A 26532-nucleotide genomic window follows, 5' to 3' on the forward strand; every position below is an offset into this window, starting at 1 on the left:
TGTCACCCAATACCCCTACCTGCACGTCATCGGGTTTGTGTGCTAGCTAGCACACATCCACGGGTGAGGTGAAAAAGTATCTGATCTTCAATATGTTGAATATCGCTCTGTGTCAGTCCCAAAAGTCGCCGCGATGGATATTTGACTTCAATGTTTTTCCCTTTCATGCGTTCCTTTAACCCAAACTGATGCACACGGGCGATAGCAGCTACCTTTGGAGCAAAAAAGATCACGGCTTCCCGGTCATTAGCAGACAAGCGTAAGTAACGCGCAGTAGCCAGTTTCTTAAACATTCGGGCCTTTTTATTGGATTTCCGGGTACTGATCCGATCGGTTTTGACGTCCAGGAAACGCTGGATATCGCATTTGTAAAAAGTACGCTGACCTTTACGCTCGGCATCATAGCCGGTAATCGTTTCACCCTTCTTGCCCTTGCGGATTTGCCAACCTTTCAGGGTGCGAGGTTCACCGCGCCAGATGAACTTCATACCATGCTGTATAGTGAGGGCTTGTGCCTTACGTTGGGTAAAGCGGCTACCGTCAGGATTACGCTGGGATCGGATACGCTGCATTTGGTTCTGTCGCAAGTCTCGCGCAATATCACGGGCCAGTTGCTTTCGACTGATGGGAGAAAGTTGATTCAACAAGGCGGTTAGTGCGGTATCCAAAGGCTGCAATGCGTCACTGTTCATCTCACCACCTGTCAAATGGGTTTTCAGGCTCAGGAATGGCGCTCACTGTGCTGACCTGCCCTTGCTGGGTGACCAGTACACACTCGGTCAGTTTCAGATCAATACTGATATCAGCGGTGTCATCATTGAGAATATTCACGTCAAAGGTAAAGCCGCTGCGGCGATTGTCAGGATTAGCGAAAATATCTGGCTGGTGCTCACGTATCCAGTACACGATAACCGCCATGAGCACATCCTGATCATCGGGATAGGCTTCAATAATCAGGTTTAGCGTGTATTCATATTCGTAAGACAAGGAGAGTGCCAATGTCGCCAGCACGGTGCCATCTTCAACAAATAAGTGCAGGTATTCAGGGTTGTCACGCAAGTAGGAGATCTTTTCTGTCAGAACTTTTCGCAAGGCGTTAGGCTTATTCATGTGTCACTTCTCTAGTCTGTTCTATTTGTCGAATGGCCTGTTTATCCAGATTGCACTGTTCAATAACCGCCAGTAACTGTGCATTCAGCAACAAACTATCACCCCATGTCATTGTGTCGGATATGACCGGGGGCAGACAGTCAGCGAGCAGATGCGTCGGAATCGGCATCAACGGTACCTGAACGTATTCGGTTCGCGTGCTGCTGCAACCGGACAACAGCCCTATCAGGAACAGCACGACTAGCGCAATCATTACCGACAACAACAGTTTTGATAGCCGCCTGAATTTGTGCGGAATCCACCGCTGATCGCTTGCGATTTTCGTTATTAACCCGTGTGATATCATTGATTATCCTGATGGTTTGGAATGCGTTATCGGTAATGGTTTGCTGTTGTTCATACCGCTGGCTCAGTTTTTGATATTCATCGCTTTTCTGCTGATACTCACCGTAATAGAACCAGAGCAGGCCAGACACTGCCGCCAGCATAAGCATACTCAAGGTGAGTATGTGCAGATTGAACCTCATAACAGCTCAAACGCCCGTTTAATGATCGTATCGGAATATGGTTGCTGTCCGTTCTCTATTTGAATGATGGCGCAAACTAATCGGGTCATGATCACCTGGTTATCAACATCAATTACCACGTTACAGAGAATACCAACCGACCGGCTCATATATGCAATGTAACTTTCGGTATCATTTTCATTCGGGGGCGCCCAACGAGAAATTATCTGCCGGATACTGTTCAATCCGTATTTTCGTTCATAATTGCGGATAATCTTGATAATGGCCCGTATGCCGTATTCTGGTGATACAAATTGACAAAATGACGGGTCTGTTTGTATGTCGTGCAATCCCAGCCATTTATCGCCGTGGCGGATATTGCCCGGATTATGGTTGCGAACACCTCTAGTCATGTGATTTGTCTCCCAAACGTTTATTGATTGCACGAAGGGCAAATTCACGTAGTTTTTCAACACCAATAAAACCAATGGCGCCCCCCAAAGCCGGTGAAACACTGCTAGGAATGCCAAACAGTTCCAGCCCGCTGGAAACACCCCACGACAACGCGCCACATAGCAACGGTTCAACCCAGCGTTTTCTCCGCTCTACGCCGTCATAAATCAGACGGCCATAACAGATCAATACAGCCAACAAGGAGCCGGATATTTGCGGCCATAAATTTCTCAGGCCATTCAATAAATCGGCCCATAAATCCGGTTGTTTGTCCATTTTCTAATCCCATAATTGAATGATGGGCATGACAGGGGAAGGAGTGATTTCAGGCAATTCAACCTCGGTACCATGCGGCAGGATGGCCCCAAAATCGGCCAAACCGGGATGGCTTCTAATACCAGTTCAGTGACTCCCTGTGTTCGTCCATAGTAGCGCCAGCATAATGAATCCACGGTGTCATACTGTTGTGCCCTTACCCACATTAGATCAACTCCACAATCACATGATTCTGTCCCTGTATCCGGCGCATCGCCCATTGCGCATTTCGCCACAAGTCGTCAATAGTGGTTTCCATCGCCTCAGCCTTTTTACTGCCAGTCTGGGTGGTGTCGATATCGCGGTAATGCTCAGTCAAATTGACTTTGGTCAGGCTAAAGATGGCGCGGTAATACAGATAAACCAGCTCGCTTTCTTCATTAATGCAGGCTGAGGGAATGGCGTTTAATGTGTGGTATCCCTTAGCAATATTGAGCAATCGCCAACGATTCAGCTCGCGATTGACCTCGACAATAGCGTTGGTGATGGCCTGCTTTAAGCGCTCTAGTGTTACAGTGCCATCGGTGCGCATCTCGTCACGGTAGCGGCTGATCTTGATCGCGGGGAAAAAGTCATCGCCGGCCATAGTGGTGTCGGCATCCGTTACGGGTTCGGTTGAAATAAAATCCATACAGTTCCCCTGAATAGGTGGGCGGTGGACGAAGTTTTGAATGAATCGCCACTCCGTGCCGCCCCAGCGCGTTGGCACGTCCCGTTAACTGTTGGCGTGCTCTTGATTGCGAAGTGCTCTGGCGAGTTGCTCCAAATCTTTCTTCACACCAACATGATTGTTCAATTCTAAGGCCCGACTCAGTGAACAATAGGCTGGTTGTGGCAGGTCATTATCCCGCTGACTGTAACCGAGCCATTTGTACAACTCGGCGAGTACCTTGTCGGGCATATCCTGATCGTGAGTCAGGTATATCGCCCGCTCCAGCGTGGCAAGGGGCATCTGTGACTTGGCGGTATAGCAACGCTTGGCTGCATCGGCAATTTCCTCGGCAATAGCACAACCTGTTGTACGTGAATGCGTTTCTGGCATGGAGAGCCGATACCGCAAGGCATACTCTGCAATGTCCAGCGCCCCATCGTAATCACCGGCATCAATACGCCACAGCAAGATATACATCAGTACATCATCCTGCCCACCACGGCCACCCTGTAAAACGCCCGCTACCCACGGCGCATAACGGGGCAGAAACTGCCGTTTCAGTTCGGCCTTGCGTTCCATCGACTGAATACGCTTAAGCTGTCGGCGGTCTTGCTCCAACATCAGCAGCATCTGGTTATAACCACCGTTATTCTGCAAGCCGGGGCCATTCAGTTGAGCCGCTTCTTTCGCCTGCAAGTGCATCCGGTGACGTTGCCACGGGCTAGCCATTCTGGCTCTCATTATCAGAAACTGTGTTTTGCTTGGTCACAATATTGATAGATTGCGGCTGTCCAGTCTGGCTTTTCGCCGCCAGCATTTCGATATTTTCAATCAGGGCCACGCCGCGATAATCCTCAACGACATATGCTTCATTCACCGATTCGTAGTTTTCGATGCGATCACGTTTGGGGTTATCCAACATCGAACGTCGGCGAGTGCCTTCCTGATAGTAAATGGACAAATTATCCAGTCGGGAGATAAACAGCGCTTTAGGCGGGAAGTACGGCACCCGCACCGCAGGCAAGTTACCAATGCGTTTCTGGCTGATAATCACGTCCGCCGCCATTCTCTCGGTGTTAGGCTGTACCTGATTGACCAGCGGGAAATATTTGTCAGCCAGCAATTCACGACCACAGATAACCACCAGTTCGGTGTCGTCCTGATATTCCGGATCAATGGCATTGTTGACCGCATCCATGACCAATGCATCAAGATTATTGAAATCGCCGCCATCGCCGACACGGATAATTTTGGCAATCACTTTGCCGTTATCGTCGGTGATACTGCTCATCACATGATCGGGGGCATCCTGCCGGACTTTTTGCAACCAGCCGATATTCACATCTTCCAACATCGGATACTGTACCCTGTTTGAGGTCTTGGCGCGCTTCACCCCGTTCCAGCCGATCATAATTCGATCCAGTGCCTGACGTCGGATAATGGCGTTACGGATACGTAGCTGGAAATTCTTGAACTTCGCCCACAAGTCCAGTTTTTTATAAGTTAGGCTTGTATCAAAGTTCGTCTGTTCGCACTTGTACTCTATAACGGTCATACGACTGGGATCGGTAGTTTCTCGCTCTTTATCATCGGTGTCGGTGGTACCGGCAATAGTCGAACCCACACCCAACCCAATCGCCTCACCCGACTGTTCACTAACGGGAACCATGTTGATTTTTTGCAAGAATTCTGCACTTTGCTGGATTTCATCTTCCAGTGTCTGTGCTACTGAGGGTTCAACTTGCACTTTGCCACTAAAGGCGCTGGCTTCTACACCGTGAATTTCGCCTAGTCGGGTCAGATAGGCGTTAAATTTCAGGCGGGTTTCGTTCTTCATCGGATTTTGCTCCGTTAACAGTTAGTCAGGTATTCGCCGGTTGCGGTGTCGTGAGTCTGTGTTCCCAATGAAACTGGGCGCTGTGTTGTCTGACTGTCTTGCTGGCTTAACTGGATTTTCAAGTTGTTAAGTTGGGTTTCCAGTGCAACCTGTTGTTGTTTCAATGACGCGATTTCACCGATCTGTTGAGACAATTTCGTCACCTGTTCAGCCGTGTTTTGCTGCTCTTGTGCGCACAGTTCAACGGCCTGATGGATGTCGGTAAAACGTGTATCATCGTTCTGCTGCTTTTTCTGGAAGAACGTCTGTACACGGGAAAAGAGAGATATTTTTTCGGTTTCCTCTGGCGAATTAAGAAATTCGAACTGAGTTTCTTCCGCAACGGTAAAAACATTGTTTGGGTGCTGCTTGCGTGAGTTCAATGGGTTATTAGCCGCGTTGGCGCTGAACTGCAACATTTCCGTGCCAAGACTGGCTGGACTGTCTGTAACGGCCAATCCCACCAGATACGCGCCGCCGAAATCAGCAAAATCCAGGTTGATTTCGGCGGAAGTGTAAACTTTTTGGCGCTGGCGGTTCATTTCCACCAGATCATCAGTAGGTGAAAGAACCCCATACAGCCCCAACTTACCCGCCAACACACCTTCCTTGATTTCTTCGGTAAAAACTGATTCCACGTCACCAAAGCGCGGACTCCATGAAAAATTGTAATGTTCCATGTTGATACGTGCGCCGTAGGTCTGCGGGTCATAGTTGGCGGCAATCTGCGTCAGCCATTCGCGCTGGACCTTGCGCCCGTCTGTGGTGGCGCCTTCCACACAAATTCGAAAGGGTTTGGATTTTTTCGGCATTGTAAGCCCCGGTTATCTATGGGTCAGTCATGACCTACTAGTTTGTATCGTCAGGTCGAGGAAACAATAAAATGCGGTTGTGTCTGGTCTGGCACATAGGGCAGACACAGAGAAATGACGGGCGGGTCTGTAGTCTGGCAGCATGAAAACAACACCTGATTTTGATCCCCGTAAGCACTCAATGTACCTGTATTTTAATGGGTACCGGATTGCACGGATTGCGGAAATGCTCAACGAAAAAGCGGCCACTATCCATAGCTGGAAACGCCGTGACAAATGGAATGAGGTGACCCCGTTTGAACGAGTCGAGTTGTCCCTTGAAGCCCGGTTATGTCAGCTCATCGCTAAGGAACAAAAAGAAGGTAAAGACTTTAAGGAAATTGACCTGCTGCACCGTCAGTTAGAACGACAGGCACGGATCAAGAAGTACAGCAGCGGCGGCAATGAAACCGATCTGAACCCCAAAATTGCCAACCGCAATAAGGGCGAGCGCTGGCCACCAGAAAAGAACGTGTTCAGTGAAGAACAAGTCAAAAAGCTGGAAGACATTTTCCGATCGACCCTGTTCGATTATCAACATGACTGGTATCACGCCGGATTAACACATCGTATCCGCAATATCCTAAAATCCCGTCAAATTGGCGCGACATTCTTTTTTGCCCGTGAAGCCCTGATCGATGCGTTGACTACCGGACGCAATCAGATTTTTCTCTCTGCCAGTAAGGCTCAGGCCCACGTTTTTAAGCAGTACATTCTGGAAATGGCACGGGAAGTAAACGTCGAACTAAAAGGCGATCCAATCACCTTAAGCAATGGCGCCACGCTGTATTTTCTCGGTACCAATGCCCGTACAGCACAAAGCTATCACGGTAATCTTTATCTAGATGAATATTTCTGGATACCTAAATTTCAAGAACTGCGCAAAGTAGCGTCTGGTATGGCGATGCATAAAAAATGGCGCCAGACCTATTTCTCTACCCCGTCCAGCCTAACCCACAGCGCTTACCCGTACTGGTCAGGCAAACTGTTTAACCGTGGCCGCGCCAAGGCCAATCGTATTGACATTGATATTAGCCATCAAGCATTAGCCAGCGGCCTACTATGTGCCGATGGTCAGTGGCGGCAGATTGTCACGGTTGAAGATGCAGTCAGGGGCGGCTGTAACCTGTTTGATATTGATCAGTTACGGCTGGAATACAGCCCGGACGAGTACCAGAACCTGCTGATGTGTGAGTTTATGGACGATATCGAATCCATTTTCTCACTGCAACTGATGCAGGGTTGCATGGTCGATAGCTGGGAAATCTGGAACGATGTGCAACCCCTAATGCTGCGCCCCTATGGTTATAACCCCGTCTGGATCGGCTATGACCCCGCCAAAGGGGGCAAGAATGGCGACAGTGCCGGCTGTGTCGTGGTCGCGCCTCCGCTGGTACCAGGCGGCAAGTTCCGCATCCTTGAACGTCACCAGTGGCGTGGAATGAACTTTCGCGCCCAGTCTGACGCAATCAAACGACTAACGGAACAGTACAACGTCGAATATATCGGCATTGACTCGACTGGCGTCGGGCATGGAGTTTACCAAAACGTCAAAGAATTTTTCCCATCCGTGCGGGAATTTGTCTATAACCCATCGGTGAAAAACGCCCTGGTACTTAAGGCATGGGACATTATCAACCATCGCCGGCTGGAGTTTGACGCCGGCCAGACTGACATTGCACAAAGTTTTATGGCTATCCGCCGCTCTACTACCGCCAGCGGCAACCGCCCGACCTATGAAGCCAGCCGCAGTGAGGAAGCCAGTCACGCAGATCTGGCATGGGCCACCATGCACGCCCTGTTTAATGAACCGATTACCGGTGACACCCCCCACCATAGAAATATTGTTGAGGTTTACTGATGAGCCGTAAAACCAGAAAACGCAATCCGGCGGTGAAAACCACAGCCACCGCCAGTTCGTCCACATCCATTGAAGCATTTAGCATTTACTTTTGGTGACCCGATCCCCGTCCTTGACCGGCGCGAGGTGTTTGATTATCTGGAATGTGTGCTGGTCGATAGTTGGTATGAACCCCCGATTAGTTTTAACGGGCTGGCGCTGTTGTTTCGCTCTGCACCGCACCACAGTAGCGCGGTGTATGTGAAACGCAATATTTTAACCAGCACGTTTATCCCGCATAGCTTACTGAGTCGGCAGGCGTTCGACTCATGGGCGCTGGACTTTATGCTGTTTGGAAATGCCTACCTTGAACAGCGCAAGAATCGCCTCGGCCAGCCTTTAAAGCTGAATCACTGCCCGGCCAAGTTCACCCGACGCGGTGAAGATTTGGAAACCTACTGGTTTGTGAAATATGGCTACAACAGCCAGCCATACCCGTTCCCAACGGGGCAGGTTTTTCATTTGATTGAACCCGATATTAATCAGGAACTCTACGGCCTGCCGGAATATCTAGCCGCACTGCCGTCGGCATTACTGAATGAATCGGCTACGCTTTTTCGCCGCAAGTATTACCTGAACGGTTCCCATGCAGGTTATATCCTGTATATCAGCGACGCGTCGCAAAACCTGTCCGATATCGACAATATCCGCGATGCGCTGAAAAATTCCAAAGGGCCAGGTAATTTCCGTAATCTGTTTCTGTATGCCCCCTGTGGCAAAAAAGACGGTATCCAAACTATTCCACTGTCTGAAGCAGCAGCTAAGGATGAATTTTTAAATATCAAGAATGCCAGCCGCGACGACATACTGGCCGCGCACCGCGTACCACCGCAGATGATGGGGATTATTCCACAGAATACCGGTGGCTTTGGCTATGTTGAGAAGGCGGCCAAGGTGTTCGTGCGTAATGAACTAATGCCATTGCAAAGTAAGATGAAACAATTAAATGATTGGATAGGGGAAGACGTGATCCGGTTTGAACGGTATTCGTTGGATCTGGATGAAGACGAATAGCCCGCGTTATTGATTGTGAGGCCGCCTACTGAGCAGTCTTTTTTTGTCTGGAAGAAATATAGTTTCAATAAATAATTATTACATTATGAAATTTGAGACCAGCACAGCTACCAGACGCCACCGCGCACAGTCGTGACCCCGCCGCGCCTGCCTACTAAATATAGTGCTTTTTATGCACCTGTAAGGAATCGTTAAAAGCGCAGCAGTACTGGTGCTTGGCGGAGCATGAGATCCTTGTTTGATCTTGCGGATTGGTGCGGGGAATGGGGGGATTGTGCACCCTTTGCGCACCCGCAACAAAAGAATAAAAAACGATCACTTTGTTAATGATAAGGATATTTTGATATCGTTAACACCACAGGCACGCGCATAGCGACTGAGTGTATCAATGGATGCCTTAACGATATTTCTTTCTATTTTTGATACAGTCGGTGGTTTGATACCCATTTTTTCAGCAACCTGAGCGCTGGTCAGCCCAGCATGTTTCCGCCATTCAGTCAGCATATTCTGCATCTCAATCGCTAACTCAAGCTCTTTCTCCTCTTCCGCTAACGTGGCTTTAAATCGGGGGTTTTCTTTGGTTCTTTCCTCAATGTAGAGGTCTAAGTCATCACGCATCATATTTCCTCTTAATCTCTTGATGGTTCTGTCAGTTCATTTTTCCGCGCAATCGCTATCCTGAGTTCATTCAGGGGAGTAGCATTAGTTTTTTTCACAAAGCATCGTAACAGATAGATTTTCTTCCCTGTGGCATAACAAAAAAAACTTCTGGCTATTCCGTCTTTGGCTTTTGCTCTCAGCTCAAACAGCCCTTTATATCCCTCTATCGGTTTTGAATGCGGCTCTCTCAGGCTGGTTGGGTTTTCCCTCAAACGCTTAATTAACGCGACCATGCGCAATTCCAGCGAGTCAGGCAGTGATTTTAATTCTTCCTTAAAAGCATCATGAAACTTAATTTCAAACATTCGGCAATCCCCTATTCATGCCTAAATAATAGTCTTTTAGCCAAATTAGCGCAAGGGCTAACTTAGCCCTTGCGCTAATAATCTCTAACCTCGCCAAAGAAGCAGCATTCCGTCACCGGATGCGGATCAGCAACGCCAGATATTCAACCACCTCATAGGGATCGTGCCCCGGTCGTTTCAGTGAACAATTTCGATTTAACGAGATAATTCGTCATTTCCTAGAGTGATACTCCGTTGTAGCGCATCATTATTTATTCCTCGCTTGCATTAAAATTCGTTTCCCAATCCATGCTATTACAGGCACAGCCATTGAATTTCCGATTGCCCGGTAACGGTGACCATCAGGACAATCAGCCGAAGCCTTGCCATTCCACGGAATTTGGGTGTGATTATCGGGAAAACCCTGCAACCACTCGCACTCAATAGTCGTTAAACGGCGCACGACACCCCGCGTTGCGATCAGGTCAGTGGCGCTTTTATCGTCCCTAGCTCTCAGGGTTGAAGAAATATCATCCGTTCGGTACTCACCAAACGAGAGCAGACGGTATGTTGATATCAGCCCACTGCCACGCTGAGAAAACAGCTCCTGATTGCTCATTCCAATATCGCTAACGTCGTGGCTCTGGTTTAATGTCGGATGCGGGTTTAGTCCTGACTCCCAGTGGCTGCCGATAACAACACGGTTTCCAGCATTTCCGGTAATTGCTTTCTCCGCCGTTTCGCGCGGTTCAAAATGCCGGCGCACGCTGTCCGGCTCAAAAAGTATTTTTGCGGGACAGATGTCTGTTCTAGCACTTGCGACAACAAACACACGGCGACGTCGTTGGGCCACTCCAAAATATTGAGCGTCCAGCACTCGCCATGCAACAACTCTTTATGGTCCAGACACATAACCTGAGTTCGTCCATTTTTTCCCTGACGGCTGCAATGGTTCATCTTCTCCGGCAAGTCCCGCAAGAAAACAACCAAAGGCATTATCTTTACTGGATAGAACTCCGGGGACATTTTCCCAGACGATAATTGAAGGCTGTTCGCCGTTTGCTGCTCTGACTGAATCAATGACATTTGCCAACTCCACGAATGATAATGTTAGTTTTCCCCGTTCATCGTCCAACCCATTACGCAAACCTGCAATGCTAAACGCCTGACAGGGTGTACCACCAACCAGAATATCCAGCGCATCGGCTAGATTTTCGGTAATCATGGCGGGGATTTCTGCCATATCCCCCAGATTTCGGACATAAGGCCAGTGATATTGCAGTACCGCGCTGGGGAATTTTTCGGTTTCACTGAACCATGCCGGAGACATACCCAGCGGTTCCCATGCCACACTGACAGCTTCAATACCGGAACAAACCGAGCCGAAACGCATATTCACGATAGGTTTTTCCTCATTTCACCAATATTCTTAATCCGCCGCCGCAACACATCGCAGCGTTCCTCCTTCTGCCGTTCCGTCTCTATCGGAATAAAGCTGCCATCCGCCCGTAACCTGAACGACTGTTCACCAATGTTAATTTTTCCCCCAATGATTAATGATTTCGCCATAGCCCGGCAAAAATCCATCCCGATTGAATCCGCATAATCGATAATTTTTTCGACTAACCGCTCACCCCCGCTGACCGTACCGTAACTCCCCGTACAGTTATTGACAGAACTCCAAGGGGCAGAAACCCCCAACCCCCTCCCTTTAACATCAGCGTTAACTTTCGGCACAATTTGCCATTTGACCTCACGAGTAAGATAAGAAGAAGATTCCCCGATACGGGGTGAGTAGACACCTGAAATACGTTGTACATCCTCACCGTAGTCATTGCCCTGTTCAGTGATTTCATAGGACAACCGCACGGTTAAATCTTTCCGTGCCACCAATGGCCCACCCTGAAATTCGGTGTAAGCGAACCAATCTCCCACATCCGCAGCAAATCGGACATTATCCATATCTGCATCAGACAAGATTTGCTCATCACCACTCAAACGACGCAATTCTCGCCAGACGGAAACCGGCGCACCGCCGATCTGCTGAAACTACCGGATACGCCAGCGACTCGCCCAGGCAGAAACAGACCGTGACATATCCTTAAGAAGTTGACCTGTTTCCCCATCCTTTTCACCGTCCAGTGCATAACCGTCGATATTCTTAGAGATGTACTTGGCGATATAGCCCGTGGCCGAGCCTTTTGTCTTATCGATAGGCTTCACATGGAATCGTGCTTTAAGTGCCTTTTGCCCTTGTAACTCTTCTGAATCTTCCAACCGGGCGTAATAACATATGATGTCACGCATTTCATCGACATGTTCAGGACGCATAAACAGCAACATGTGCCAATGCGGCGTGCCATCATGGTGAGGTTCAACTACACGAAAACCAAAGGCGCTGATCCCTGCACGGGAATAAGCCGCCCTGATTTTCGCCCAGACGTTGCACAAATATTTTTGCGTATCGCGGGGACTGGCCCCGTTCCAATTTGAAACAAAGCCACCGACACTATGGACAGCATGATATTTTGATGGAGCCGTAATAGTATAAAATTCACCGACATAACCAAGCTCATCAGCCAGATTTTCAAAACCGCGTATTCTTACCATCAATTCACTACGGCGGACAGCGGGATTAACCACACTACCGAGTACCATATCTTCCAGCGGCACCCTGTCGCCCTGTTCATTCTCAACATCAAACTGTTTGATAAAATCCCAATTACGGCGCTTCTGTTCTAACCACTCACGCAGCGTACTACGGGAAACATAGGGAGAGGCTGATTTCTGTACTTGACCTACCGCAATAGCCATATGCTCGGCGCGAATGTCACGCATTCTTTTCAAACGGGCATACCACCATTTATCCGACATCATGCGCAGGAGACCGGCACACAACTGATCGACTGTGGCGCCTTCCCTGCCTTTGGTGAACTGCTGCCAGTAAGGGGCTGTAGTGCCGACTTGTTGAGTCAGTTTTGCTAATAACTATAGATACGGATCAAACGTTCTCTGGCATCTTGTTCGCTCGCAGGTTGTTGATTGACATACTGAGCCGATGCATTTTCGTAGTTCTCGGCTATAAAATGGGAAATTCCCCAGGCAAGCTGTCTGATATCCTTACGCTCCAGCGTAACCAATCGCTCTAATTGCTCAATAAAGGGGAACGGAGTAACGCCGGATACCCGATTCTTGAACTGATAACGTTCAGTGACTTTATTTAGCCGTGGTAATACATTCTCGCCAAACTGACGCAAAAACGTATTAGCACAGCGGCGACCATTACACCCTGACTGGGTAAATATTTTTTTGTACCGAGTAGCAAAATAGAGCGCCAAAAAATCGGGCAGATTGCCGACAATATTATGGCGCCAGCCATGATCGTCAGGATTCACCTGCCACATAATCTGTTCAGCTAACGTTGATTCGCGGGGCAAACCGGGTTTGAACATCTCATATTGCAGGCGTTTTGACTTCTGGTAATCGCTGTTGTGTTCCTGCAACAAATCGATTAATTCACTCATGCACTCGCCTCTAACATCGCAATAATCTCTATTGCTGGCTGACGGTCACCATTAACGGCAATGGTGCTCGGTGCTTCTATTTTATGGATAGTGAACCCCAGATCAGCATAAAGTTCTTTAGCTTCAATGGAATTGGAAACGGTGACAGGAACACACAATAATTCATTGAGCTGTTTCAGAGAAGTAGCAAGCTCCTGATGGTCATTATGAGAAAAGCCATTTTTGCAATACTGCGTGAAATTAACGCCTTTGGTGAAATAGGGAGGATCGCAATAAACCACATCCCCAAAATCAACTATTTTCAGTATTTCGCGCCAATCGGCACAATGGATAGAGGTAATCTTGGATTTCTTAGCAAACTCCAATATTTTCGTTGCAGGAAAGTAAGTTTTTTTATAGTTCCCAAAAGGTACATTGAATTCACCTCTTGAGTTATAACGGCACAGGCCATTAAAACAATGCCGGTTTAGAAACAAAAATACCGATGCGTGCCATATCTGTGATTTATATTTTACATCGTCAGAATTAAATACACATCATATTGAGTATTCACCATCACTGACCTGATATTGGGTAATGTGAACTACGACGTTCTTGCGTAAAGGCCGAATAAGTAATTTTCCAAATTTTACCCGCCCCTTTTTGTATTCCTCTGGTGTTAGGATCTGAGTCATAACACGCACCTTATAGCCCAATCCACAATAGCCACGCATCACACTATTCTTTTGGCCGGTTGTAGAATGCCTCGCGCATAGCACGATTAAACTCAGGAACATAAATCCACTTCTCCCCTACCCTAGCTTTTGGTTTACTCGGATCACGCCATTCAATAAGTGGCAACTTGTTCTGCTTTACCATTTCTTGAACAGCTGCTTCTTTTTTACCGATCAACGCCGCAAATTTTGGATACGGTACTGCATCAACTGGATATTCAACCTTGTACGCTTCTTCACTCATTTGTTAACCTCGTTAGATCAAACACCTTTAAACCCGTTCTAACACTGTTTACAAGGTGTTTTGCTCGTGCTTGATGGTTCCGACTTTTACACCACCAAGCGAATACTAGATCAATACTCGGAACTAAGTCAATGAACATAGGAGAAAAAATAAAGGCCATGCGTAATGCAGAGAACCTGAGTCAATCACAATTCTGTGAAATCATGCAGCTCCCCCTTAGCACATTAAAAAAATTAGAGGGAGGACATAACGAACCCGGCTGGAACACACTTTCTAAATTAACTCAACACCCTAAGTTCAAAAAATATACTCTGTGGCTAATGACTGACACTACAGCACCGGAAGCTGGTCAAGTCTCGCCGGCTATCTCGCACAATGGGCCAGAGAACGAAACCTCATTCCACTCAAGCCAGAAAATTGGCTAGATATTTGTTATGCGTATGCTGACGAGTTGTGGTCACAATCTGTCAGTTTCATCGAAGGGCTTACTTATGGCAATTAAGAAGCTCAATGATGGACGCTACGAAGTGGATGTAAGACCCTACGGCAGCACAGGAACAAGACTCCGTAGGAAATTTAATAAGAAAAAGTGAAGCAGTTGCCTTTGAACGTTACACGCTCACACAGGCTAGCAATAGTGAACCATCCACCACGAATGATAAGACACAATTTAGTGATTTCATCAATATTTGGTGGCTATATTACGGACAAAACACAGACAATGGAGCAATAGAGAAGCGACATCTCACCAAAACAATGAGGCAGCTTAACAACCCCATAATAGGTCACCTCACAAAGAGAGTCATCATGGAACATAGGGGAAAACGGCTGGCTGATGGAATAAGCGCGAAAACTGTAAATCGAGATATGTACAGACTATCCGGTATGTTCTCGACTTTAATAAAAATTGAGGAATTTACTGACACAAATCCTCTACAAGGATTAGAACCATTAAGCGAGAAAAATGTTGCTATGACCTATCTCACAACACCAGAGATAGAACTACTGCTTAATTCTCTAAATAAAGAGGAAAAAAAGCTGGCTTTACTTTGCCTTAGCACTGGCGCTCTCTGGGGGGAAGCGGAAAGTCTGGCAGCTCAACAGGTATTAAAAGGCCGTGTAATTTTTCTAAATACCAAAAATGGAGATCAACGCATCGTTCCCATTTCTGACAAATTAGAGAAAGAAATCCGTGGTAAAAAGAAAATGGGCAAGCTGTTCAATGTTGACTACATAAATTTCTGTAAGATCTTACATGTAGTAAAGCCCGACTTACCTAAAGGACAAGCAACTCATGTCCTCAGACACACTTTTGCCAGCCACTTCATGATGAAATGGAGGGAATATAATTGCATTACAACAGATATTAGGGCACGCCAGCATAATCCAAACAATGGTCTATGCACACCTTGCCCCGGACTATCTGCAACATGCTATTACATTAAACCCTCTTAAGGGTGGGATAGACGTAGAATAAAGCTAGAGAGTGTGGCGAGCGTCCACACTCAAAAACTTTCGTATACTTTCTAACCCTTTAATACTTTTTTATATTGTTGTTTTATAAAGAAATGTATTGTAAGTGACTGAAAAAAAACCCGCCAAATCGGCGGGGGAAAAGACAGGGATGGTGTCTATGGCAAGGAAAAATTTTCGTTTACTACTAATTTACTGCTATGAATACAACAAAATCAGTTCGACAACTGAGACATGTATTGCCGATGCTGCTGCTCCAATTGCACTTGCTGCTCAGGAGTCAACAGTTGATACATTTGGTGATGAATACGAGCCATTTCTACCTGACGCTCAATATCATATTTAGCCATCTTTTCAGCCTGAGCTTTGACTGCCGCTTCATCAAAATCTTTCGCGGTCACCAGCTTACGCATTTCTTCTCGTTCTGCACGATTCATCAACATTGATGAACGCTGCTGATGTTTCTGCGCCATCAAATCACGCATTTGCTGGCGCTGGCGCTCGGTTAAAGTAATGCCATTAAACAAATGATCATTATCACCAGCTTCATTATTATGATAATGATGACCTTCGGAGCTCTTATAACCACACGATGCACAAATACCGGGGGTTGTAGCAGCATGAGTTGTATTTGTTGTTTCAGCTAAAGATGTTGTCGAACCAACAACAAACATTGACGCAAAAACCAACGCTGCTATGTTACGCATTAAACAACTCCTCGTCCCCAAACGATATTCGATTCAATGTAGACAACTATACCTACGCGGCTGCAAACTAGCGTCAGAGCTTGTAAAAGAACGTAAAGTCGTGGAATGGCAAAGTTTGTTATCGTATTTTTGTTCCTGGAGGAAATAATCAATGCATAAAATCCTATTAGTTGATGATGACCGCGAGCTGACATCACTATTAAAAGAATTACTTGAAATGGAAGGACTTAACGTTGTTATCGCTCATGACGGAGAGCAAGCATTAAAACTCCTTGACGAATCGATTGACTTACTATTACTTGACATTATGATGCCGCGTAAGAATGGCATTGCAACATTAAAAGAACTACGGCTACATCATCAAACGCCAGTAATTATGCTGACAGCACGTGGAAGTGATTTGGATCGTGTTCTGGGGCTGGAATTAGGTGCCGATGACTATCTTGCCAAACCATTTAATGATCGTGAACTCGTGGCCCGTATCCGTGCTATTCTGCGCCGCTCAAATTGGAGTGAACAGCAACAAACGGACAACAGTCCTGCCACACTTCAGGTCGATAATCTACAATTAAACCCTGGCCGCCAGGAAGCCAGCTTCGCTAATCAAATATTAGATTTAACAGGAACTGAATTCACATTGCTCTATTTATTAGCTCAACATTTGGGGCAAGTTGTCTCCCGCGAACATCTAAGCCAGGAAGTCTTAGGCAAACGACTGACCCCATTTGATCGGGCAATTGATATGCATATCTCTAACCTACGCCGTAAATTACCTGAACGAGAAGATGGCCAGCCCTGGTTTAAAACTTTACGCGGTCGCGGCTACTTAATGGTTTCCGCAACATGATAAACAGCTTAACGGCCCGCATCTTCGCCATTTTCTGGTTCACTCTGGCATTAGTCCTGATGCTGGTATTGATGGTACCGAAACTGGATTCCAGGCAATTAACCTCTCTGCTAGAAAACGAATATCGGCAGGGCGTTATGCTAGAACAACATATTGAAGCAGAATTAGCGCAAGACCCTGCAAATGATTTACTTTGGTGGCGCCGTTTATTTCGTGCGATTGAAAAATGGGCTCCACCAGGACAACGCCTCATATTGGTGACCAGTGAAGGACGGATTATTGGCGCCCAGAGAAATGAAATGCAAGTTGTTCGCAACTTTATCGGACAATCAGATAATGCCGACCACCCTAAGAAGAAAAAATATGGCCGTTCTGAAATGCTAGGGCCATTTTCTATTCAGGATGGAGAAGATCATTACCAACTTTACTTAGTTCGTCCAGCAAATAGCCCTCAGTCGGACTTTATTAACCTCATGTTCGACCGACCACTATTGCTATTAATTGCCACTATGTTAATCAGTGCGCCGCTCCTATTATGGCTAGCCTGGAGTTTGGCTAAACCCGCCCGTAAATTAAAAAATGCCGCAGACGATGTTGCTAAAGGCAATCTACGCCAACATCCAGAGTTAGAAGCTGGCCCACAAGAATTTCTGGCCGCAGGTAACAGCTTCAATCAGATGATCAGTGTATTGGAGCGAATGGTCACCGCACAGCAACGACTCATCTCCGACATCTCCCATGAACTACGCACGCCCCTCACCCGCCTACAACTTGCAACAGCATTACTTCGCCGCCGTCATGGTGAAAGTAAAGAATTGGAAAGAATTGAGACAGAAGCCCAACGGCTAGACAGCATGATTAACGATCTGTTAGTACTCTCCCGCAGCCAGCATAAAAATGAGTTGCTGAGAGAAAATATTAAAATGACAGATTTATGGAACGATATTCTCGATAACGCCAGCTTTGAAGCTGAACAAATGGATAAAACCCTCGAGACAACCTCACCACCGGGTCCCTGGACCATTTACTGCAACCCATCAGCACTTGGCAGTGCTTTTGAAAATATTGTACGCAATGCCTTACGCTACTCTCACCACCACATTGCGGTGGGTTTCCACGCCGATAATCAAGGGATTACCATCACCGTTGACGATGACGGGCCTGGCGTCAACCCGGAAGACCGCGAACATATATTCCGCCCCTTCTACCGTACAGACGAAGCCCGTGACCGAGAATCTGGCGGCACTGGCCTTGGCTTAGCCATCGTTGAAACCGCAGTTAGTCAGCATCGTGGCTGGGTACGTGCTGAAGACAGCCCACTAGGCGGCTTACGCTTGGTTATTTGGCTACCACTTCATGGTCGGTAATACAGATTCCTTCCAACCTTATTCTACAAATTAATTAAACAGATAAATTTTTATTATGCTTGACCCGGAGAGTCTGACGGTTTAACCTCCCCTGTTATTCATTAAAAACACTTATATTTTTTGCTTTTTAATTACAGCCGACAAAAACATTGGAAAATCAAAACAATAGGTAAAATCATAAAATTCCACGGAATTCTGGGAGCCAATAACCTAGTGCGGTAGCTTTGTTATTACATTATTTATTATTCCAATAATATATCTTAAACAACCTATTTAAAATAGATTGTTAAAGTTTCACTTGCCAAATAAAACTTGTAAAAATAGATAGCATTCTATTAAAAACCAAATGTAATTTATTTTCACAATTTCATTTTTAAGTCATCATCTTAAAAGGCGAAATATGTCCTCACTCAGCATTCTTACCGAGAAATTTGATAATAAAACCGCCATCATTGCCATTGTGGGTCTTGGTTATGTGGGTTTACCTTTAATGCTCCGATATAACGATGTCGGTTTCAAAGTTATTGGTTTTGATATTGACAAAGAAAAAACAGATAAATTAAATCGAGGTCAAAGTTATATCGAACATATTCCCTCATCCAACATCACTAAAGCCATCAATACCGGTTTTGAAGCCACAACGGATTTCACCAAAATCACTGAATGCGATGCCATTATTCTTTGCGTTCCCACACCGTTAAACAAATACCGTGAACCCGATATCAGCTTTGTCATTAACACCACCGACCGGGTAAAACCGTATTTAAGAACCGGGCAAGTCCTCTCCTTAGAAAGCACCACTTATCCAGGCACCACGGAAGAAGAGTTATTACCCCGGGTTGAAGAAAGTGGGTTAACCGTCGGTGAAGATATTTTCCTGGTCTATTCCCCCGAACGGGAAGACCCCGGTAACCCTGATTTCGAAACCCGCACCATCCCTAAAGTCATTGGCGGCCACACGGAAAACTGTTTAAAAGCCGGTATCGCTGTTTATCAGCCGGCCATTGACCAGGTTGTCCCGGTGAGTTCAACCAAAGCCGCTGAAATGACAAAACTGCTTGAGAATATACACCGGGCGGTCAATATTGGCTTAGTCAACGAGATGAAACTCGTTGCCGATAAAATGGGGATTGATATCCATGAAGTCATTCGGGCTGCGGCAACCAAACCCTTCGGCTTTGTCCCTTATTACCCCGGTCCCGGATTAGGCGGTCACTGTATTCCGATTGATCCCTTCTATTTAACCTGGAAAGCCCGAGAATACGGTATTAATACCCGCTTTATTGAACTCTCCGGTGAAGTTAATTCCTCCATGCCAGATTACGTGGTCACCAAAACGGTATTAGCCCTCAACAAGGCGAATAAATCCATTAATGGCAGCCACATCTTAATACTCGGCATCGCCTATAAAAAGAATGTGGATGATATGCGAGAAAGCCCCTCGGTACATATTATGGAAAAACTCCGAGAGCTCGGTGCTAATATCGAATATTCAGATCCACACGTCTCAGCTTTTCCTAAAATGCGGGAACATCATTTTAATTTAACCAGCCAACCTATCACTGAAAATAACCTCAACACTTTCGACTGCGTTATTTTAGCTACCGATCACGATAAATTTGATTATGAGCTGATCATCAATAACGCCAAATTAGTCGTCGATACCCGTGGCAAGTATTCTCCCAATCATAAAAACATCATAAAAGCTTAACTTAGGATAAGACATGCTGAACATCATTAAAGACAGAAAGATAAGATTTGCTTTAGTGGGATGTGGGCGGATCGCAAAAAATCACTTCCATGCACTGGAAGTCCATCAAGCAGAGGTCGAATTAGTTGCCGTCTGTGATAACGAGCAAAATGCATTAAACGCAGCGGTAGAAAAAACCGGCGTTCCGGGTTTCAGCGACTTAAACGCGATGCTGGATAATATCACCGCCGATATCATTATCCTGACCACGCCCTCCGGCCTCCATCCAGAGCAGGCGATGACCTGCTTTGATAAAGGCTTTCATGTCGTCACCGAGAAACCGATGGCCACCCGGCTGGCTGATGGTGAAAATATGGTTAAAGCCGCCGATAAAGCCGGCAAACACCTCTTTGTTGTCAAACAAAATCGCTTAAATGCCACCTTACAATTACTGAAACGGGCCGTCAGTGAAAAACGTTTTGGCAAAATCCATATGGTTCACCTCAATGTTTTCTGGACCCGACCTCAAGCCTATTATGACCAGGCCGCTTGGCGGGGCACCTGGGAATTTGATGGGGGTGCCTTCATGAATCAGGCCAGCCACTATGTTGATTTAATTGAATGGTTAATCGGTCCGGTCAAAGATGTTCAAGCCATGACGTCTACCCACTTGGATATCGAAACGGAAGATACCGGGGTACTCAATATCCGCTGGCGGGATGGCACCTTAGGCTCGATGGCTGTCACCATGTGTACCTATCCGAAAAACCTTGAAGGCTCCATCACCATTCTCGGGGAAAAAGGCACAGTTCGGGTGGGGGGCATGGCCGTCAATGAAATCCAGGAATGGCATTTCGCTGACGAACAAGAGTATGACCAACACGTCAAAACCGCGAGCTATGAAACCACCTCCGTTTATGGATTTGGTCATCCCCTCTATTATAAAAATGTCATTGATGTCATGAAAGGCAAAGCCCAACCCATCACTGATGGCCGGGAAGGCTTAAAATCCTTAGAGCTGCTTATCGCCGCCTACCTGTCAGCCAGAGATAATAAAACCATCTCCTTGCCTTTAACCTATTAAACCCATGGAACTGGTCTCATGTCAGCAGAACAATTAATGATACATCCCAGTGCCATTGTTGATGAAGGAGCACAAATCGGGAAAAACAGCCGTATCTGGCATTTCACCCATATCTGTTCTGGCGCTCAAATTGGTGAAGGCTGTTCTTTAGGACAAAATGTCTTTATCGGCAATAAAGTCACCATCGGTAATCACTGCAAAATACAAAACAACGTCTCTGTTTATGACAATGTTCATCTAGAAGACGGCGTATTTTGTGGCCCCAGCATGGTTTTCACCAATGTTTATAATCCCCGCTCATTGATTGAAAGAAAAAGTGAATATCAGAATACGCTCGTCAAGAAAGGAGCGACCTTAGGCGCCAACTGTACCATTGTTTGTGGCACCACCATTGGCACTTACGCTTTTATTGGTGCCGGCGCGGTGGTCAATAAAGATGTTCCTGATTATGCCCTGATGGTGGGCGTGCCGGCCAAACAGATTGGCTGGATGAGTGAATTTGGTGAACAATTAGATTTACCCCTGCACGGACAAGCCACCACCATTTGTCCACACACTCACCATATTTATCAACTCAATGACCATACCGTCGTGCGAATTCAATAAGCAAGGATAAAGGCATGAAATTTACCGACTTAGCAGCACAACAACACAGAATTAAAGATAAAATTGACGCAAATATCCAAAAAGTCCTCACCCACGGCAAATATATTTTAGGGCCGGAAGTGGCCGAATTAGAAGAAAAGCTGATTGCATACACCGGGGCGCCATACTGTATTACCTGCGCCAATGGCACCGATGCGTTACAAATTGCCTTGATGGCAATTGGCATCAAACCCGGCGATGAAGTCATTATCCCCGGATTTACCTACATTGCCACCGCTGAAACCGTCGCATTGCTGGGCGGTATCCCGGTTTATATTGATGTCAAACCCACGACATATAATCTAGACCCTGCACGACTTGAAGCCGCCATTACGCCGAAAACCAAAGCGATCATTCCGGTCTCCTTATTTGGTCAATGTGCTGATTTTGACGAAATTAACGCTATCGCCGCAAAACACAACATTCCCGTAATAGAAGACGCAGCCCAAAGTTTTGGCGCCACCTATAAAGGGAAACGCTCCTGCAACCTGACCACCATTTCCTGTACCAGTTTCTTCCCCAGTAAACCGTTGGGTTGTTACGGTGATGGCGGGGCTATTTTTACCCATGATGAAGAACTGGCGAAAATTATTCGTCAAATTGCCCGTCATGGACAAGACAGACGATACCACCATGTCAGAGTCGGAGTGAATAGCCGTTTAGATACCCTGCAAGCCGCCATTTTACTACCTAAACTGGACATATTTGATGAAGAAATGGCATTACGTCAGACAGTTGCCACAAACTACAATCAGGCGTTGAATGACATTGGCATCCTGACCACGCCCTATATCGAGCCACACAATCTCTCTGCTTATGCGCAATATACTATCCGGGTTAAAAATCGTGATAAATTGCAACACAAATTAAAAGCACAAGGCATTCCCACCGCCGTGCATTACCCCATTCCCTTGAATAAACAACCTGCGGTAGCCAGCAATATTGCTCTACCTGTAGGAGACGAAATCGCTCAGGAAGTAATTAGTTTACCGATGCATCCATATTTATCCATAGATTTAATTAATAAAATTACCAGCTCCATTTAAAATCTATGAATTATAAATTATTGCGGAATATATCTGGCTTATTACTCTCATCATTAGTCAGCCAGATATTATTATTACTATCAACGCCGGTATTAACACGATTATTTTCACCTGAAGAATTGGGTACTTACGCTTCATTTTCATCACTATTAAGTGTTTTTGCCGTAGGCGCCTGTCTTCGTTATGAATTTTCAATAAGTTCATCAGAAAAGAATCGTGAGATTAATTCATTAGTCACATTATCTTGCATCATTCCAATAACCATTAGTTTGATAATTATCGCTATCTTTGCAATATATAATCCATCAGAAAAAATAGCCATAGGAAACTATATATACTATATCCCGCTGGGTATTATAACTTATGGATTTTACCGAGCTGTCAGTTTCAATAGTATAAGAGAAAAACAATACCGTGAATTCTCTATCACCAAAATAGCTCAGACAATTGCTATGATTAGCATTCAAATCATTGGTGGTATCGCTAGTTTAGGAGCAAGCAGCCTTATATTAGGCCAGATATTAGGTCAATCATTAGGTGTTCTATTTTTAGGTAAAAAATCTCAATATCGCTTTATTACAAGCAAAAATGAATTCAAAAAAATAAAACTACTGGCTAAAAAATATTATAAATTCCCAGTTTATGATTTCCCGGCAGCTTCAATTAATACATTTAGTAATGAACTACCTCAACTATTTATCATGTCCACATATGGGCTAAAATCAGCAGGATTTTATTTGATTGCATCTAGAATATCAGGCTCCCCAATTACACTATTAAGCCAAACCGTTTCGTCTATATTACAAGGATACTTAAAAGACCCGACTACATCACCTTTCTTAAAGATCAAAAAAACATTTTATTGCCTAACGCTGATTGCTATTTTATTTGCTATAGTGACATATTTAACGGGTATACCCATAATAACCTTTATTTTCGGTGAAGAATGGCGTGAATCAGGTAAATATCTATTATGTTTAATACCTCATTTCTGCGGACAAATAATATATTCATCTTTATCAATATATCTATCCATTTATGAACACCAGAAAAGCAATTTATTTATTCAAACAACATCTATTACATTAAGATTTATATCCCTCTTCACCGGATATATGCTAGGAGATATTTACCTGACCCTTTTATTATTTTCACTCACAAGCTTTATTCTTTATCTAATGAGTACGGCTTATATTTTAAAATTATCTTTCATGCGCAAAGAAGGTTAAAATGAAGAGAACCAAAAATATAATAAAAATAATCCCCTACATTATTATCGTGATGATTGTAAGTTATACATTCAATAAATACGCTTATGAATTAGATGAATTCAATGGTAATGTAAGAAGCTTAGTCATGAAAGGAAAATTTGCTCAACGCGAATTTAATAATAATGGTTTTCCCCTATCACATTCACCTCATATTCCCGAGCCATTCTTATCCCCATTTTATGTTGTACACTATGGAATGATATACTCTTCTTTAGCCTTAAATAAAGATAATACCAATATATTATGGCGGACGGATTCATCCTTATCCGGGTGGAACGTACCACCGCCTAAATTCAATAAAGACCAATTGCTTTCTAATTTTAAATTTTCTGCTGATTGGTTATCAAGTAATACAAAATTATTTCATGGTGAAAACCATTACTTATATGATTTTGACTGGTCATATAAAGGATATAAAAACAATAAACTCTCTGCCCCTTGGTGGTCTGGACTAACAGATGCCTATGCCATTATTCTCCTATTAAGGGCTTATGACCATTTTGGTGATGATAAATATCTGTCAACCTCGAAGCTACTATACCAATCATCACTAACACCTATCCATAAAGGCGGCAGTTTAACAACATTAGATGATCTGCCCTGGATTGAAGAATATGTTGATCCCCAAGCTAATTCAGATAAATTGGCTTTTGTATTAAACGGCATGATCTACTCTACTTATGGCATTGAATCCTTTGAAAACTATCTAAATATAGATGAAAGCAAAAGGGTGTCCGAAAGTTTATATCAATCAATCAGTCATAATATATTTAAGTTCGACATAAGAAATGAATGGTCCAGCTATGATTTAATTGGAAATCCAAGTAATATCAAATATCATAGAATACATACTCTACTCCTAAAAGATCTGATAGAGAGAAATCAAAATTTTAAAAATAAAGAAATAATGGATTTATATAATAGTTGGAATAAATCCATCTCTAATATTGGCTATTATTACATAAAACATGGCCCTATTAGTTGGGCATACTATCAATTTATTACAATGTACTTCCTATCTATCTTATTATTATCATCCATTTATTTCTTTATCAGAAAAAATGCAAAATAAAATTAAAATAACCCTGAAAATATTTCTATATCAGGTTATTATTTACCTGAATTCGGTGCTTATATTAGACACATTCCATGAGGTAAGAGGCTATAATATTACTCCACAAGGTTACTTAAGTATTTTTCTCTGTTGGATATCATTCCTACCTCTCATTTTACTTAATAACAAAAAAAATCCAGTTATGGTTTTTCTATGGTTAATATATATAACTTACATCATACCAGTATCAATTATATTCCCATTAATTAATTCAGCCTCCCTCAATTCAACAATTTTCATACTCACAATAAACATATTATTTTTCTTATCTATATTGTTTTTCCGCATAATAGATAGAATAACGATGCCGAAACTGAAAATTCCATGGGATTTATATAAAATAATTATAATAGGATGTGGTATTATTGTGCTGTTATTCGTTATTAGCAATCCTGGATTCAGTCTAATACCACCAAATATATTTAGAGTTTATGCTGTAAGAGAACACTTTAAAGAAAATACCCCGCTACTCACCATGTACATCATCACAAATGGGGGATATGTTATCTCACCATTGCTATTACTGGCTTCACTTTATGTAAGAGGTTCTATTAAATATATCCTCATTACGATAAGCATTGCGATTTCCTATTTAATCTATAGCTCTTCTGGATTAAAAAGCATAGCATTCATGAACCTTGCCGTTATCATTCTATTCTTCTATATAAAAGGAACAAGATCGATAAGTAATTCAGTGATAAACATCATTCTCTATTTATTCCTTACCGCCGGGATATTATATTTTATTTTTGATTTTTATGATCCACTTATACATTGGCTACGTAGAGTATTCTTCACACCCACATTAAATACCTATTACTTCTATGATTATATCTACAACAACAATAGTGAATTTACAAAAGAAGCTCCTCAAATAATTTCTCAAATATATTATGGCACATCAGGATCGGCCAATACAGGCTTTATCGGAGACGGTATCGCCCGATATGGCACATTTGGTTTATTAATAAACTTTTTCATATTTAACATATTAATCTTCGCAATGAACCTGAGTTCAAAAAAAGTTCCATTTGAGTTTTCAACCACATTATATCTACCCTTCGTATATACGATATCAAATTCAGCGATTACAGCGCTGCTACTGACATATGGGCTGCTAGCATTAAGCATATTATTATTTTTATTTCCTACAAAAACTAACAAAATACCCTTATGAAAATCACAC

The 26532-nt window shown here is 44.4% G+C and carries 27 protein-coding genes and 5 pseudogenes; 13 read left to right on the forward strand and 19 right to left on the reverse strand.

The features are described 5' to 3' along the window. Positions 1–26: 26 nt before the first annotated feature. The 11 genes and pseudogenes from BDD30_RS11795 to BDD30_RS11845 all read right to left on the reverse strand — a co-directional run bounded on the left by BDD30_RS11795 (position 27) and on the right by BDD30_RS11845 (position 5724). Positions 27–692, reverse strand: coding sequence for a phage virion morphogenesis protein (locus BDD30_RS11795; RefSeq protein WP_015836351.1), 666 nt, complete (start codon positions 690–692; stop codon positions 27–29). Between the two features lies 1 nt (position 693). Further along, the gene (locus tag BDD30_RS11800; protein WP_015836352.1) at positions 694–1110 is read right to left on the reverse strand and encodes a phage tail protein; all 417 of its coding nucleotides are present in this window, start codon (positions 1108–1110) and stop codon (positions 694–696) included. Continuing rightward, complete coding sequence (gene lysC, locus BDD30_RS11805) at positions 1103–1279, reverse strand: Rz1-like lysis system protein LysC (protein WP_331430136.1); 177 nt, start codon at positions 1277–1279, stop codon at positions 1103–1105. Before lysC ends, BDD30_RS11800 begins: the two co-directional genes overlap by 8 nt. Next, on the reverse strand, positions 1251–1637 hold the full coding sequence (locus BDD30_RS24215; RefSeq protein WP_015836353.1) for a DUF2570 family protein: 387 nt from the start codon (positions 1635–1637) through the stop codon (positions 1251–1253). Before BDD30_RS24215 ends, lysC begins: the two co-directional genes overlap by 29 nt. Further along, positions 1634–2029 carry a hypothetical protein gene (locus tag BDD30_RS11815; RefSeq protein ID WP_015836354.1) on the reverse strand — a complete coding sequence of 132 codons (396 nt, stop codon included), beginning with the start codon at positions 2027–2029 and terminating at the stop codon, positions 1634–1636. Before BDD30_RS11815 ends, BDD30_RS24215 begins: the two co-directional genes overlap by 4 nt. After that, entirely contained in the window at positions 2022–2345 is a 324-nt protein-coding gene (locus tag BDD30_RS11820) for a phage holin, lambda family (protein WP_015836355.1), read from the reverse strand. Before BDD30_RS11820 ends, BDD30_RS11815 begins: the two co-directional genes overlap by 8 nt. Positions 2346–2348: 3 nt before the next feature. Continuing rightward, a pseudogene (locus tag BDD30_RS11825) lies at positions 2349–2551 on the reverse strand (tail protein X). Beyond that, positions 2551–3015, reverse strand: coding sequence for a head completion/stabilization protein (locus BDD30_RS11830; RefSeq protein ID WP_015836357.1), 465 nt, complete (start codon positions 3013–3015; stop codon positions 2551–2553). Before BDD30_RS11830 ends, BDD30_RS11825 begins: the two are co-directional and overlap by 1 nt. Positions 3016–3099: 84 nt before the next feature. Then, positions 3100–3765, reverse strand: a complete 666-nt coding sequence (gene gpM / locus BDD30_RS11835) for a phage terminase small subunit (RefSeq protein WP_015836358.1) — start codon at positions 3763–3765, stop codon at positions 3100–3102. Beyond that, positions 3758–4873 carry a phage major capsid protein, P2 family gene (locus BDD30_RS11840; protein ID WP_015836359.1) on the reverse strand — a complete coding sequence of 372 codons (1116 nt, stop codon included), beginning with the start codon at positions 4871–4873 and terminating at the stop codon, positions 3758–3760. Before BDD30_RS11840 ends, gpM begins: the two co-directional genes overlap by 8 nt. A gap of 14 nt (positions 4874–4887) precedes the next feature. Further along, positions 4888–5724, reverse strand: coding sequence for a GPO family capsid scaffolding protein (locus BDD30_RS11845; RefSeq protein WP_015836360.1), 837 nt, complete (start codon positions 5722–5724; stop codon positions 4888–4890). A 142-nt stretch (positions 5725–5866) separates the two neighbouring features. On the opposite strand from BDD30_RS11845, the gene BDD30_RS11850 reads away from it, so the two are divergent. Both BDD30_RS11850 and BDD30_RS11855 read left to right on the forward strand, forming a co-directional pair. Beyond that, positions 5867–7624: a terminase ATPase subunit family protein gene (locus BDD30_RS11850; protein ID WP_015836361.1), complete on the forward strand. Its 1758-nt coding sequence runs from the start codon at positions 5867–5869 to the stop codon at positions 7622–7624. 126 nt (positions 7625–7750) lie between these two features. Continuing rightward, a complete protein-coding gene (locus BDD30_RS11855) occupies positions 7751–8677 on the forward strand; it encodes a phage portal protein (RefSeq protein WP_422615913.1) in 927 nt (308 codons plus the stop codon). Between the two features lie 315 nt (positions 8678–8992). Here the strand turns inward: BDD30_RS11855 and BDD30_RS11860 are convergent, their stop codons facing one another. The 7 genes and pseudogenes from BDD30_RS11860 to BDD30_RS11885 all read right to left on the reverse strand — a co-directional run bounded on the left by BDD30_RS11860 (position 8993) and on the right by BDD30_RS11885 (position 14102). Then, complete coding sequence (locus BDD30_RS11860; protein WP_015836363.1) at positions 8993–9298, reverse strand: helix-turn-helix domain-containing protein; 306 nt, start codon at positions 9296–9298, stop codon at positions 8993–8995. Between the two features lie 8 nt (positions 9299–9306). Then, on the reverse strand, positions 9307–9642 hold the full coding sequence (locus BDD30_RS11865) for a type II toxin-antitoxin system RelE/ParE family toxin (RefSeq protein ID WP_015836364.1): 336 nt from the start codon (positions 9640–9642) through the stop codon (positions 9307–9309). A 271-nt stretch (positions 9643–9913) separates the two neighbouring features. Then, positions 9914–11014 (reverse strand): annotated as a pseudogene (locus BDD30_RS11870) (DNA cytosine methyltransferase); the annotation flags it as partial. A 2-nt stretch (positions 11015–11016) separates the two neighbouring features. Continuing rightward, positions 11017–13073, reverse strand: a pseudogene (locus tag BDD30_RS11875) (replication endonuclease). 68 nt (positions 13074–13141) lie between these two features. Further along, positions 13142–13663 (reverse strand): annotated as a pseudogene (locus tag BDD30_RS11880) (DNA adenine methylase); the annotation flags it as partial. A gap of 18 nt (positions 13664–13681) precedes the next feature. Further along, entirely contained in the window at positions 13682–13819 is a 138-nt protein-coding gene (locus BDD30_RS23575; protein WP_158307085.1) for a hypothetical protein, read from the reverse strand. Positions 13820–13862: 43 nt separating this feature from the next. Continuing rightward, the gene (locus BDD30_RS11885; protein ID WP_015836371.1) at positions 13863–14102 is read right to left on the reverse strand and encodes a Cox family DNA-binding protein; all 240 of its coding nucleotides are present in this window, start codon (positions 14100–14102) and stop codon (positions 13863–13865) included. A gap of 131 nt (positions 14103–14233) precedes the next feature. On the opposite strand from BDD30_RS11885, the gene BDD30_RS11890 reads away from it, so the two are divergent. Both BDD30_RS11890 and BDD30_RS11895 read left to right on the forward strand, forming a co-directional pair. Further along, entirely contained in the window at positions 14234–14527 is a 294-nt protein-coding gene (locus tag BDD30_RS11890) for a helix-turn-helix domain-containing protein (protein WP_015836372.1), read from the forward strand. A 66-nt stretch (positions 14528–14593) separates the two neighbouring features. Continuing rightward, positions 14594–15579: pseudogene (locus BDD30_RS11895) on the forward strand (phage integrase). A gap of 211 nt (positions 15580–15790) precedes the next feature. On the opposite strand, the gene cpxP reads toward BDD30_RS11895, so the two are convergent. Next, a complete protein-coding gene (gene cpxP, locus BDD30_RS11900; RefSeq protein ID WP_041382610.1) occupies positions 15791–16282 on the reverse strand; it encodes a cell-envelope stress modulator CpxP in 492 nt (163 codons plus the stop codon). A 151-nt stretch (positions 16283–16433) separates the two neighbouring features. On the opposite strand from cpxP, the gene cpxR reads away from it, so the two are divergent. From cpxR to BDD30_RS11945, 9 genes are all read left to right on the forward strand, one after another. Next, entirely contained in the window at positions 16434–17129 is a 696-nt protein-coding gene (gene cpxR / locus BDD30_RS11905) for an envelope stress response regulator transcription factor CpxR (protein WP_015836375.1), read from the forward strand. After that, positions 17126–18496: an envelope stress sensor histidine kinase CpxA gene (cpxA, locus tag BDD30_RS11910; protein ID WP_015836376.1), complete on the forward strand. Its 1371-nt coding sequence runs from the start codon at positions 17126–17128 to the stop codon at positions 18494–18496. The genes cpxR and cpxA overlap by 4 nt, the downstream gene beginning before the upstream one ends. Positions 18497–18896: 400 nt before the next feature. Beyond that, positions 18897–20207, forward strand: a complete 1311-nt coding sequence (locus BDD30_RS11915; RefSeq protein ID WP_015836377.1) for a nucleotide sugar dehydrogenase — start codon at positions 18897–18899, stop codon at positions 20205–20207. Positions 20208–20220: 13 nt separating this feature from the next. Continuing rightward, complete coding sequence (locus BDD30_RS11920) at positions 20221–21270, forward strand: Gfo/Idh/MocA family protein (RefSeq protein ID WP_015836378.1); 1050 nt, start codon at positions 20221–20223, stop codon at positions 21268–21270. Positions 21271–21288: 18 nt separating this feature from the next. Then, positions 21289–21876 carry an acyltransferase gene (locus BDD30_RS11925; RefSeq protein ID WP_015836379.1) on the forward strand — a complete coding sequence of 196 codons (588 nt, stop codon included), beginning with the start codon at positions 21289–21291 and terminating at the stop codon, positions 21874–21876. Positions 21877–21890: 14 nt separating this feature from the next. Continuing rightward, positions 21891–22961 (forward strand): DegT/DnrJ/EryC1/StrS family aminotransferase, encoded by a 1071-nt coding sequence (locus tag BDD30_RS11930; protein ID WP_015836380.1) that lies wholly within the window; start codon positions 21891–21893, stop codon positions 22959–22961. 5 nt (positions 22962–22966) lie between these two features. Continuing rightward, positions 22967–24190, forward strand: coding sequence for a lipopolysaccharide biosynthesis protein (locus BDD30_RS11935; RefSeq protein WP_015836381.1), 1224 nt, complete (start codon positions 22967–22969; stop codon positions 24188–24190). Between the two features lies 1 nt (position 24191). Continuing rightward, positions 24192–25304, forward strand: coding sequence for a D-glucuronyl C5-epimerase family protein (locus BDD30_RS11940; RefSeq protein ID WP_015836382.1), 1113 nt, complete (start codon positions 24192–24194; stop codon positions 25302–25304). Between the two features lie 346 nt (positions 25305–25650). Continuing rightward, a complete protein-coding gene (locus BDD30_RS11945) occupies positions 25651–26523 on the forward strand; it encodes a hypothetical protein (RefSeq protein WP_231849157.1) in 873 nt (290 codons plus the stop codon). The last annotated feature ends 9 nt before the right edge of the window (positions 26524–26532 follow it).

The organism is Photorhabdus asymbiotica (assembly GCF_003634575.1).
GTDB lineage: Bacteria > Pseudomonadota > Gammaproteobacteria > Enterobacterales > Enterobacteriaceae > Photorhabdus > Photorhabdus asymbiotica.